This is a genomic window from Chamaesiphon sp. VAR_69_metabat_338 (assembly GCF_031423935.1).
In the GTDB taxonomy this organism is placed as follows: domain Bacteria; phylum Cyanobacteriota; class Cyanobacteriia; order Cyanobacteriales; family Chamaesiphonaceae; genus Chamaesiphon.
This window is the reverse complement of sequence record NZ_JANPGM010000008.1, coordinates 1-11,616: the sequence shown is the minus strand read 5'-3', so window position 1 is coordinate 11,616 and position 11,616 is coordinate 1. Positions and strand designations below refer to the sequence as shown.

General features: G+C 48.6%; 9 protein-coding genes and 1 pseudogene. 5 read left to right on the top strand and 5 right to left on the bottom strand.

The features are described 5' to 3' along the window. Positions 1-91: 91 nt before the first annotated feature. Complete coding sequence (locus RMO84_RS00290; protein WP_310486404.1) at positions 92-565, bottom strand: single-stranded DNA-binding protein; 474 nt, start codon at positions 563-565, stop codon at positions 92-94. A gap of 801 nt (positions 566-1,366) precedes the next feature. On the opposite strand from RMO84_RS00290, the gene RMO84_RS00285 reads away from it, so the two are divergent. Next, positions 1,367-2,053, top strand: coding sequence for a DUF475 domain-containing protein (locus tag RMO84_RS00285; RefSeq protein WP_310486402.1), 687 nt, complete (start codon positions 1,367-1,369; stop codon positions 2,051-2,053). A 59-nt stretch (positions 2,054-2,112) separates the two neighbouring features. Here the strand turns inward: RMO84_RS00285 and RMO84_RS00280 are convergent, their stop codons facing one another. Next, complete coding sequence (locus tag RMO84_RS00280) at positions 2,113-4,047, bottom strand: nucleoside-diphosphate sugar epimerase/dehydratase (protein WP_310486401.1); 1,935 nt, start codon at positions 4,045-4,047, stop codon at positions 2,113-2,115. Between the two features lie 479 nt (positions 4,048-4,526). Between RMO84_RS00280 and RMO84_RS00275 the strand changes: the two genes are divergently transcribed. Beyond that, entirely contained in the window at positions 4,527-6,242 is a 1,716-nt protein-coding gene (locus RMO84_RS00275) for an S-layer homology domain-containing protein (protein WP_310486400.1), read from the top strand. 92 nt (positions 6,243-6,334) lie between these two features. After that, a complete protein-coding gene (locus RMO84_RS00270; protein WP_310486399.1) occupies positions 6,335-7,003 on the top strand; it encodes a hypothetical protein in 669 nt (222 codons plus the stop codon). A 99-nt stretch (positions 7,004-7,102) separates the two neighbouring features. On the opposite strand, the gene RMO84_RS00265 is transcribed toward RMO84_RS00270, so the two are convergent. Beyond that, positions 7,103-8,578 (bottom strand): serine/threonine-protein kinase, encoded by a 1,476-nt coding sequence (locus RMO84_RS00265; RefSeq protein WP_310486398.1) that lies wholly within the window; start codon positions 8,576-8,578, stop codon positions 7,103-7,105. 225 nt (positions 8,579-8,803) lie between these two features. Continuing rightward, complete coding sequence (locus tag RMO84_RS00260) at positions 8,804-9,943, bottom strand: anhydro-N-acetylmuramic acid kinase (RefSeq protein WP_310486397.1); 1,140 nt, start codon at positions 9,941-9,943, stop codon at positions 8,804-8,806. Between the two features lie 146 nt (positions 9,944-10,089). Between RMO84_RS00260 and rpsP the strand changes: the two genes are divergently transcribed. Both rpsP and RMO84_RS00250 read left to right on the top strand, forming a co-directional pair. After that, positions 10,090-10,347 carry a 30S ribosomal protein S16 gene (gene rpsP, locus RMO84_RS00255; RefSeq protein WP_309732260.1) on the top strand — a complete coding sequence of 86 codons (258 nt, stop codon included), beginning with the start codon at positions 10,090-10,092 and terminating at the stop codon, positions 10,345-10,347. Then, the gene (locus tag RMO84_RS00250; RefSeq protein WP_310486396.1) at positions 10,347-10,814 is read left to right on the top strand and encodes a KH domain-containing protein; all 468 of its coding nucleotides are present in this window, start codon (positions 10,347-10,349) and stop codon (positions 10,812-10,814) included. The genes rpsP and RMO84_RS00250 overlap by 1 nt, the downstream gene beginning before the upstream one ends. Positions 10,815-10,843: 29 nt before the next feature. On the opposite strand, the pseudogene RMO84_RS00245 reads toward RMO84_RS00250, so the two are convergent. Then, a pseudogene (locus RMO84_RS00245) lies at positions 10,844-11,616 on the bottom strand (gamma-glutamyl-phosphate reductase); the annotation flags it as partial.

The following is an 11,616-nucleotide window of genomic DNA, read 5'->3' as shown; positions in this document are numbered from 1 at the left end:
TACCTGGTTTGCTAACCGCCTTAGAACTGGGCGTTGAGTAGGGACTAATTCGTCAATCGTCCCTACTCGATCGGTACATTTGTGCTGAGATTTAGAATGGAATTTGGTCGCTGTCGTCAGCATCAAAGCTCGGTGGCTCTTCCTTCCGAGGGGCACTAGCAGCAGTCCGGCTGCTCGGTGGTTGCGAGCTAGGTGCTGGCGAACTAGGTGCCGCACTGACTCCTGCTGGTGCGGCTGATGCTGAGGGGGTATCGATCGCCATCACATGATAGATGCGACTAGCAACTAATTGAGCGCGCTTTTCCTTGTACCCATCCCGTTCGATCGTATTCATTTGCAGACGACCTTCGATCGTCACCCGATCGCCTTGCTGATAATTTTCTTTCATTTCAGTTGCCAAATTACCCCAGCCCACAACTTCGATCGTCGGGTTTCGGTCGTCTGGACGACTGCCGGGTGGCGGCGCAAACTGGACGAACATATCGGCTACAGCCATCTGGTTGTCGGCTGTGTACCGGAGTTCGGGATTTTTGATAATCTCCGCCATTAAAATGCAACTATTCATAGGTAAAAATTGGGATTGAGGGATTAACTGACAGTTCTATTAGAACTGTTTCCTCGCCGATCTCATGCACCAAGCACAAAGATCGGGTAAAAGAGTAACAAGTTACTTTACTATTTTAGTATGAAAATACTATTTTGTAACTCTCAGCGATTAAGTATCTTAACATTCTCGATCGGCCACTAATGAAAACATTGCGGTAATCTTAACTCGATCGCTAATAATAAGGTATCGCACATCTAGATTGCATCTATTAAAGAAAACGGATCGCGGGTGTCAGGTATAGAAATATGTAAATCCCAGGACAAACAGCCAAGATTAAACTACAGCTTAAACTCACAGCCGCGCTGTCATTCGATCGAGCTTTTAGAGCGCATCGAATGATGATTTTTAGGCAGGAATGAATAACCTGTAACATGACAATCGCCGACTACTAGAAAACATCCTAAAAATTTCGCTACTAACGATCGCCAAAGTCATCTTAGTGTGTGCCAAAGATCGGCAACATGTGGGCAATTCGATCGGTAGTTACGAGCGATAATAACAACCTCGATCGGAAAGTCGATCTGACCTTTACAGATCGACTTGGCTATCCCTCCAACTTAAAATCGTCTTAAATTTAGCTCGACCTGACTGACAAACAGTAGCAATGGTAGAGAAACGAGGAAGTTTGGTAAAATGAAAAGCGTCAGGAAGTAGCAATTCAACTTAAGAAAATTGGACGCGCTGGCTAATTAGTGCCAGTCAGACCGATAGCTGCGATTAATATTCCGCCTAAAATTCGTTTACCCACTTACCTTATCGATGATAGACAAACCGATCGAGTTACCAGTAGACATTGGTCTGTCCACACCCATTCTTTTGCTAGTGTTAGTCGCGCTAGAGGCCGTCCTATCCGCCGACAATGCGATCGCCCTAGCATCGATTTCCCAGGGCTTAGTTGATGAAAAGCTTCGTCCTCAAGCTCTCAACCTCGGCCTCATTTTTGCCTACATCTTGCGGATGACGTTGATTGTATTTGCGACGTGGGTCGTCCGCTACTGGCAGTTTCAGGTGTTGGGAGCAGCTTACTTATTGTGGCTGGTGTTTAAATATTTTACGGCTGGTAAAGATGAAGACGGCCAACAACAGCGACCTCAGTACACTTCACTATGGCAGGTGATTCCGATTATTGCGATTACCGATTTGGCTTTTTCGCTAGATAGCGTAGCGACAGCAATTGCGGTATCAACCGATACCTGGTTGGTGATTGCAGGGGCGACGATCGGAATTATCTTGCTGCGATTTATGGCAGATTTATTCATTCGGTGGTTATCCGAATACACGCATTTGGAAGATGCGGGATATATTGCGGTAGGTTTAGTCGGTGTTAAGCTGTTAGTCCGCGCGCTAAGTCCCGATTTGGAGATTCCCGAGGTAGTGACAGTCGCGATGGTAGCTATCATCTTTAGCTGGGGATTTTCTCAACGTCAAGAATCAGCCCAGGAATAGATTGCGTCCAGCGATAAGACTGCCATCGAGCGGAGCGGCGGTGCTCATATCCGCCGCTCCTAGACAGCTACAGCTTCATATTTGACTCGTGCATATTGTCCCATCGGCTGATATTCTGGCACGAGGTTGTGGAGTGCCGAGACACATTCGGTGACTTCACATTGGGCTGCTGCCGCTAATAAGTTGGTTAGTTGTGGCGATAGCTCTTTCCAAGCTAGTTTCGCTTCCCGAGCGCAGAAAATCTTGGGATGTCCGGTCGGGAGTGCGGCATCGCAGTCGATTAGTAACTCCTCATAGATTTTCTCACCCGGTCGTAAGCCCACGATCTCGATTTTGACATCGCGATGGGGTTCCATGCCGTGTAAGCGAATCATCTGGGTCGCCAGATCGTAAATCTTGACGGGTTCGCCCATATCGAGCAGGAAGACTTCGCCGCCTTTGGCCATCGCACCAGCCTGAATCACTAGTGTTGCAGCTTCAGGAATAGTCATGAAGTAGCGAGTGATATCGGTATGGGTGAGCGTGATCGATTTACCATCGGCAATTTGAGAGCGGAAGCGCGGCACAACCGAACCGCTGCTGCCTAAGACATTCCCAAATCGCACCATCGTAAAGCAAGTTTGATGGGGCTGGTCGGCTAAGCCTTGGAGTACCAATTCGGCTACACGCTTGGTCGCACCCATGATATTGGTCGGACGGACGGCTTTGTCGGTGGAAATCAGCACGAATTTGCTGACGCCACAAGCGATCGCACATTGAGCCGCAGTCAGCGTACCATTGATATTATTGATAATGCCCGAAACTGGATTGGCTTCGACGATCGGGACGTGCTTGTAAGCCGCCGCGTGATAGATAGTTTCAACACCATATGTGTCTAACACTCCGGTCAACGCTTGGGCGTCAGTCACCGAACCCAAGCAGGCAACTTTATTGAGATGGGGGTAGTTTTCTCCTAACTCCATATCCATCTGATAGAGGGCGAATTCATGCAACTCATAAATCACCAGCATTTTGGGCTGTTGCTTGGCAATTTGTCGGCAGAGTTCCGAACCGATCGAACCACCGCCGCCAGTAACTAGAACTACACGATTGGTAATATCATGCTGGAGCAATTCGGGATTGGCAGAGATCGGTTTGCGGCCTAATAAATCCTCAACATCTAGCTCGCGAACGCGATCGATCGACACGTGGCCTTTAAGGATTTCAGTAATACTCGGTACGGTTTTAACCGGTACGCCCAATATTTGTAACTTCTGTAAAATATCGCGTTTGCGTTGTCCTTCGATCGAGGGCATCGCCAGTAGAATTTCTTCAAATCCCGTGGTGGCTTTTAACTTGAGTAATTCTGCGGGTGCATAGACGCGAATCCCTTGAACGTTCCGCCCCTGAAGATACGGGCTATCATCGACAAAGCCAATCGGTCGCTTGCCATTGTTTTCGCCAATCAAAGCTTGTGCGAGAATACAACCGGCACTACCAGCTCCATAGATTACGATATCGCGCAGATGGCGGGGATGACCGATCTCGCGCATTCTGCCGAGCGTTAAGCGGACACACAGCCTGGATGCAATTGTCAAAATCAGTGCCAACATGCCATCGCCGATCAATACTGATGTCGGAATTACGGTCGTGGCAGATAAGTAAGCAACGAATGTCGTCGCAATAAAACTCGAAATCGAGGCTTTGGCGATCGTGAAAATAAAGCCGCCATCAATGTACCGTAGTACCTGCTGATAAATTCTAAAATACCAAAAAAATCCAACTTTGATCCCCACCTCTAGTAGCACAAACTGACCTTGGGCTAACGCTTCCACCGGCATCAGATCGAATCCATACTCAAAACCGATTGCCGCTAGCATTGAAATCAGGAACAAACAGACATCGATTGACGTCCAGATCGTATACTTCTGATGATTGGAAAGCGCATCGATCGATTTCTCAAGAGTCGCGGCAGTAGCTTCAATACTCAACAAAGATTGGCTTTTAGTGGACATGATATTATGACACAATCGACGGTTTTTAACAAGTTGAAAATCAAACTTAGATCGATTCTAAAATTTGATTTGTGACCTTTGCTAATCCGATCGTAACTAGCATTGTCGTATGGTGTAAGAGATGAGTATGCTGATGAATTGAAGCAATCTAAAGTCCGCTATATTGGTGAGTGACAGAACCAAAAAATAGCTCAGACAAAGTTAGATCTATACATCTAAAGTATATTTTTTTTCACCAAATGTACTCAGCCAAATCTCTGAACTTATACTCTCAAACGCTGGGTTCGACCGAATCACAGCTCAGGATGTTCCATCCTTCGCGAGAACCATGCGTAAATTCAACCGATGGATAAAACCACCTGAGTGTTGAATCGATCGCTATGTAAAATACAATAAACAACTAATTTCTCTCGATTCCGGAAATTTGCACTAAAATATAAAGTGATAACTTTTCCGGTGAGGAGTGCACTAGGGAAACCATGAAACAAAACAATCAAAAGTCTAATCTCAAACGTGCTCAGGTCGGTCGAATTGCATCTCTGATGCTAGGTTCGGTCTTCACTGGCTCATTAATGGCGATGGGTCCTGTCCTTGCGGCACCCACAGCAGCAAACAATGGTTCGTTAAATAAGGTTGCGGCTTCTACCCCGCTAGCTGAAGCTGTCAAAGCCCAGCCCACCACCATAGCACCAGCGACAACCCCAGCAGCAAACCAAGTTGCTCAAGCTAGCGATGTCTCTGGTAACTGGGCAGAGCCTTTTATCAAAGTCTTAGTCGAAAAAGACATCATCAAGGGCTATCCCGATGGTACTTTCCGCCCAGATCAACCCATCACCCGTGCTGAGTTCGCGGCTTTACTCAACAAAGCCTTCGACCTCAAGCCCATTCGGGAAGCTCGTCGATTCAAAGACGTGCCTAAAAACTACTGGGCAGCCGACGTCATCCAAAAAGCTTACCGGAGTGGATTTTTAGCTGGTTATCCCGGTAGTTTTGGCCCTAAGCAAAATCTCTTACGGATTCAAGGTCTAGTATCGTTAGTAAATGGCAGCAAACTAGAGCCTGCTGGTTCTTTAGACCTCAATAGTGTCTTCGGTGACGCTGCCCAAGTTCCCAGCTACGGTCAAAATGCACTGATCGCTGCTACTCAAAAATGCGTAGCCGTGAGTGTGGAATACGACAGCAGTCGCTTACCAGGTGGTAACTTCGGCCCCAACACTGTCGCTACTCGTGCTGATGTTGCTGCTTATATCCACCAAGTATTAGTTGGAGCGGGCAGGCTGACTGCGCTAGATGCGTCTAGCCCTGGCAACAAATATATTGCTTCTTGTCCTCAAGGTACTTACGTCACTTCAATTACAGGTAATCCCGCAGCAAATGTACCTGTAACTGCCGATGAAGCGATCGCTAAATTGAGCATTCCCGGTCAGACTCCCGCGATCGTCGGTTCTGGTAGCGTTGGTACTTATCCCGTCGGCGGTCTGGGTACGCCCACAGCCTTCGGTGGTAACTCTGGTTTCTTCATCGGTGCTGGCTACCAAAACGTAACTCGTCCGAACATTTACAACGGTGTCACCTCACCCAAAAATCCTGAAGCTTGGGCTTACTCCGCTGGGATTGGCTTAGGCGATCCTCGCAATGCTCTAGGTCTAGAAGCTGTAGCCACCACCTACACGGGTTCCACTCGTGGTAATGCTGGCATTTTCGATAACGGTGGCGTAAGTTTCAAAGTCAATAAATTGTTGGGTGATAACCTAGCGATCGCTGGTGGTTACGAAAACGCTATCACCTTTGGTAATAATTCTGGAGGTTTCGGGACTCGTGATGGCGGTGTGAACGGCGGTCGGACTGGCTACGGTGTCATCAGTGCGGTTCTCAACCCTGACGCCAATCAAGGGTTCTTCAGCAACACTACTCTCTCCGTTGGTGCTGGTGCCGGTCGCTTCCGGACTGTCGGTGATATCCGTAACGGTCGCGACACGATCAATATCTTTGGTAGCCTCGGTACGAACTTATTCTCCAATGTCTCGGTAGTTGCTGACTGGAACGGTCAAGACTTAGGTGTTGGTCTACCTATTACCATTCCTTTTGGTGGTGGTTCTTCCTTCCAAATTACCCCTGCGTTAGTCGATCTAGCCAATTCTGAAACGGGTGGTTCCCGCTTCGTTGTTAGTGGTGGTTTAGGCTTTAACTTCTAGACCGCAGCTCAATTTGTTACCTGTTGGAAATTTGAGGATTAATCCTCAAATTTCCATTCGTATTATTCATTCTTTTCATCAGGAGCGCAAACATGAAAATCTCGTCTTATTTGTTGGGGATTGGTGCTGTAGCTAGTCTAGTTGCACTCAATATCGCCCCAGCTAGTGCTCAGGTTGGTAACGGTTCCGATAACGGTAACATCTTCAACTCTGTTACTGGTACTGGTGGCGGTGGCGTCCGTGGTGGTGGCGAACCTTCGTACGAAGCTCAAAGCCAAAGTGCCGTCAACCAGTTTTCTCAATCCTTGACTGCTAATGCAGTCGGCGATGCGGCGACATTTGATGTCATCAACGGTGCAGAACCCGCTCCATTAGTAGCATCACTAGTTCCTAGTGGCGTACCTGCTGATGGCGCAACTGGTAAAGCGGCTGCTAATCTAGCAAGTACCGTTCGCGGGATGCGCGCTAGTAACGGCAACATTAGTGCTACCAAGCTGAATGCATCGGTTGGTGCCTATAATGACTATGTGAAAGCTTATGTCGGCGAAGTCGGTCCAGACAAAGCATTGGCTAACGCCCCTAGCGGTCAAAGAGCACTGCAAGGACTATTGGGTCAATTGGTACAGATTGCCAGTCAATCGGCACCTGCGTCTGCACCTGCACCTAGTGCTCCCGCACCAAGTTCGCCTAGCGTGCCAACTACGCCTAGCGCACCTAGTGCTCCCGCACCAGAACCAACTGCACCACCTACTCCTAAATAGTAGATAGTTAAGTGGTTTGACGATCGATTAATTAGTCGATGCCTCAACAAAAAAGGGAGTGAGAAAAATTTCTCGCTCCCTTTTTGCAACTGGTGAATATCAATGTTTCTTGGAAATTTGACGTTGAAGACTAGCAACTAACTTGGGCTTAAGAGTATCTAATTCCTCTTTAAGCGATCGCTTACTTTCTTTGATTTGACCGTGATTGGCACCAGTATTTTGACTTTCTAACAACCACTCCTTCAGTAGTTGCATTTTGCGGGTCGGCACTTTACCTTCGATCGTACAAACGCAGCGTTCGTCACCTTCGAGGGCGAATAAAATTAAGCGATAACTACCCGTCTGGTTGAGAATTTGCAGGATTTTTTCACCGATCGGTTTTTTGAGATCTAGATAGCAAGGAAGCATCCGATGTTGTTGTTCGTCTTGATATAACGTCGTCAGCCACAGCAACATCGGATGCGGCGAACCCACAAACAAAAACTGAGAATGTGGCTTATTGTTTCGATATTTTTCAATATCGCTGCGCGAGAGCATGATCCACATCGTGGCGATTTCAGTCTCCCGATATTGAATTAATTGTGGAAAGACAATTTCCGCTCGGGGCTTGTCTTTTGGCCAGATACTTTGCAGACAGATCGCTTCAACCGTAGGCGGAGTATTAGCTGTGTAACTCTGAGATTGTGTGGTTAGCGGTGCTGAATTTTGTTCGATTTGTTCGAGCACTTTGAGCACTTCAGTGACACTATTCGGACGCTGTTCGGCAGTTTTTGCCATACAGCGATTAACAATATCCATTAATGCCTGCGGCAAGTCTAACTTTGCTCTAACTTCGCTAAATAATTTCGGTTTTTGGTAATGATGGGACTGAAACCAACCGTCAAAGGAACTAGTCTTGGGTTTTAACGGCAGTTCGGCAGTCAGCATTTGGAACATCATAATGCCCAAGCTATAAATATCCGCCCGATTATCCAAGGCTTTGCCATCCATTTGTTCGGGAGAACAATAAGCCGGAGTCCCCATAAACCCTGTCGGCGACTCATCTGATTTGAGCAGCGCAATCCCAAAATCGAGCACTTTGACTAGCTCGCCCAAGGTGGCATCTTTGATAATGATAATATTACTAGGCTTGATATCGCGGTGGACGACTTGGGTGACATTGCCATCGATTTCAATGCCATCATGAGCGCACTGCAAACCCAAGCAGATCTGGCGCATGAAGCTAAAAAATTTCGGTAGCGGCATGGGTTGATTCTGCATTGCCTCTTTGAGACTGTCGCCTTTGAGATATTCCATTACATAAAAGGGCATCTCCTCTTCATCAACACCGTAGTCGCGCACTTTGACGATATGAATGCTTTTTTCTCCCAATAGGGCACTGATCGTTGCTTCTCGCATGAATCTGTCCCGCACTCGCTGGTTCATTTTCGATCGCGACAAAAAATTGACGGCGACAATCACACCGCCCAACAGCGTATCCTTGGCTTGATACACTTGTCCCATGGAACCTTTGCCCGCAATCTCCAAAAGTTGATAGCGTTGAACTAGTAAGCGACCATAATATTCATCTCTCACGCGATCGATGCCTCCATGCCGCTCGCTCCTGAAAAGGCGAACAATTTAGTAGTGTCGATTTGAAAATAAAAATTGAACATCGAAACGAACGCGATCGGATAGGATGATGGATGGTGCGTCAGATACCTACTGTAGATCGATTGAGACAGACAGATCGCCCAGTTTAAAAATTTAAATATCCAGGCAGTTGTAGATGCGCTTATTTTCAATATACCCAATTCATCGTCAATGATGGACATCACCGAGTAGGACTGGTTGTTTTGCGCCCGTTGCTGCGGGGAAGTTGCCAGGGATGTCGTGCTGTCGCCAATATGCCAACACTGCAAAGGCAATTGCTTCTTTATAATCGCCATTGACACCCGCCTCGTCAGTAGTTTCGATCTTTATCTGCGGCAACCGCGCCTGCAACCGTTGCCGCAGATACAGATTGCGACTGCCGCCCCCGCACAGTAAGACGCGATCGGGTAATTGAGGCAGAAAGCGACGATAGCTATCGGCGATACTGCTGGCGGTCAAATCGGTAAGCGTTGCCAGCAGATCGGCAGTACTGAGCCGGTAGCCAGCGGCATCAGCCAGACAGTGCTGAAGATACTCACCTCCGAATAGCTCTCTACCTGTCGATTTGGGGGGCGCAATCCCAAAGTAATCCTGTGTTAACCATTGTTGGACTAGCGGTTCGCAGACCTTGCCAGTAGCCGCCCAGGCACCATCGCGATCGAAAGTTAATTTGCCATCGCTCAGTTGAGTCACTGCTAAATCGAGCAAACTGTTACCCGGCCCCGTATCCCACCCCCGAATCTGCTGCTCCCATTCAGGTTGACTGTGAGGAGGTAGATAGGTGACATTGCCAATGCCGCCGATATTCTGAATGCACCGATGTTCGATCGGATCGCTGAGTAAGTAGGCATCGGGCTTGGGCACCAGCGGCGCACCTTGGCCGCCAGCCGCGATATCGGCAGCGCGAAAGTTATCGATGGTGGTAATTTGGGCGATCGCCGCAATCAGTTCGCCGCGACCGAGCTGTAGACTATAACCCATGCTAGTATCGGTTTTGGGGCGATGGAAGACGGTTTGACCGTGGGAGCCGATCGCGACAGCCCCCTCTGCACCGGCTTGAGTTTGGATGGCGATTGCTGCTTGGGCAAAACACGCGGCAATCGCATCATCTAGCGCGGCCAATTCCACCATCGCCAATTTTGCGCCACCACAGACTGAGAGGATCTGCGATCGCAACTGTTCTGGATAAGGATAAGTCTCCCCAGCCAATAATTTCACCTGCAAATCGAGCGTCGTTCCCGTAATTTCGACCAAGGCTGCATCGATACCATCGACGGAAGTCCCACTCATTAACCCAATTACTTTCATAGCTAAATGCGATCTCGAACTAAGTGTGAAGAAGCAGTTTACAGCCAGCGCAAACAAGATTCAGAATCAGCCGCGACTGTGCTATAGTTGGAAGGCTGTGGGTCAATCATTCAGCTCACTCATATTACCAGCTAAACTGCTTCAACATGATTAAAATACGGCTCAAAAGATTTGGGAAAAAGCGCGAAGCTAGCTATCGGCTCGTAGCGATGCAAAGTACCTCTAGACGCGACGGTCGTCCTTTAGAAGAATTAGGCTTCTACAACCCTCGCACTGACGAAGTACGCCTCGACAATGAAGCGATCGCCAAAAGACTCTCTCAAGGTGCCCAGCCGACCGATACCGTGCGCCGGATTCTGGAAAAAGCAAACTTGCTCGAACCAACAGGTAACAAAACCAAGTGATGACGATGCCCGACGCAAATTTGCCTGATTACGGGCAAATAGTCAAATTTTTATTTCAACCCTTTTTGACTGACGCAGCGGCGATCGGGGTCGATTGCGAACTGACGCTCGATCGCCATCGCGTCTGGATTCGCGTGGCAGTAGCTAGTGACGATCGCGGTAATGCGTTCGGTCGCGGCGGTCGCAATATTCAAGCCGTGCGGACAGTCCTCCAAGCCGCAGCCGCAATGGTCGGTCAGTCTATTCATTTAGACGTTTATGGTAGCAGTAGCTATCGCGACGCCGATGACGATCGCGAAGCATCCCGAGGGGCTGGTAATCGATCTGGTGGCGAACATCGCTCCTCCGATAGCCGACCGCCTCGGATCGCCCCCACGCGAAGATCTCCCGATCGCCAAGAGCGCGGCGATGGTAACGGTCAAACTCCTGCCGTGCCACCGCCCCGTCCCCGTCGCTCGGCGAGCTGACTCGATTGAGTCGGCTTGGAAGTTCCGACCTAACCCATGGTGACTTGCTGAGTGGCGATTAGTGCTGACAGGCCGATCGCTCCGCGCTGGGAACCATGATAATTTGACATCCCCAGCCAGATGCGATCGCTACCTCGCTGGTAGCGGTAAAAGCGGGGCGAAGCATTAATGTAGACGCAAGCACTATTAATTCCCGCCACGAATTGCTGTGTTTCTAAATAAGAATCGGTGACGATACAATCGGTATGTCCGCTACTGTAACGATCGATCGTCGCGATCGCCTCATCCACATCCTTGACAGATTTAAAGGCAATAATTTTCCGCAGCGAAGGTTGATACCATTCACTATCTGGGGCAAGCTGGAGATATTCTCCATAATTGGCTACTAATTCGCGATCGCCCAGAAGTTGAAACCCTTTTTCGCTCAGACTCTTCCATAATGTCGTCAAAGAAGTGGCCGATCGATCGGTATGAATCAAAACCTTCTCGATCGCATTGACTGCGTCTGGCTCCCCAACGTGACTATCGCAGATTGCATGTCGGACGACTTCTAAGCTCCCATTAGCACCCCAATACAAATAACAATTGCCGATCGCTGCTGGCAAAATCGAGACAGTAGACTGCTGCGTAACTTGATGGATTAAGCTCGGCCGACCATATGCGATCGCTAAATTCACCTGTTGAGTATGGGTAAATAGCTCGTAGAGCAATCCCGGGCTAGTATCGACCAGTTGAACGGCATTAGGCGGAAAATCAGCCTGCTCTAAGCCTCGCCTAATCGCCCCAACCAGCGCAATATTGG